Source organism: Achromobacter sp. SIMBA_011 (genome assembly GCF_046535435.1).
Taxonomy (GTDB): Bacteria; Pseudomonadota; Gammaproteobacteria; order Burkholderiales; family Burkholderiaceae_B; genus Achromobacter; species Achromobacter dolens.
In genome coordinates this window covers 1-265 of record NZ_JAWRWN010000601.1, presented here as the reverse complement: position 1 = coordinate 265, position 265 = coordinate 1, and the positions used below count along the sequence as shown (strand labels likewise).

Here is a 265-nt window from a genome sequence, read left to right as displayed (position 1 = left end):
GCGGGGCTTTGTCGTTTCTGCGGCGGCGCGCTCAGCGCAGATTCGTCTGCGCCAGTTCCACGACCTCGTCACCACGGCCGCTCAGCACGGCGCGCAGCATGTACAGACTGAAGCCCTTCGCCTGCGCCCATTGCAGCTTGGGCGGCATCGCGAGCTCGTGCTTCGTCGTCACCACGTCGACGAGCGCCGGGCCGTCGTGCGAGAACGCCGCGCGCAGCGCGTCGTCGAGCGCTTCCGAGGTTTCCACGCGCACGCTGAAAATCCC

The 265-nt window shown here is 68.3% G+C and carries 1 pseudogene; it reads right to left on the bottom strand.

Annotation, left to right across the window (positions count from 1 at the left end):
- Positions 1 to 31: 31 nt before the first annotated feature.
- Positions 32 to 265, bottom strand: a pseudogene (locus SB816_RS32335) (ubiquinone-dependent pyruvate dehydrogenase); the annotation flags it as partial.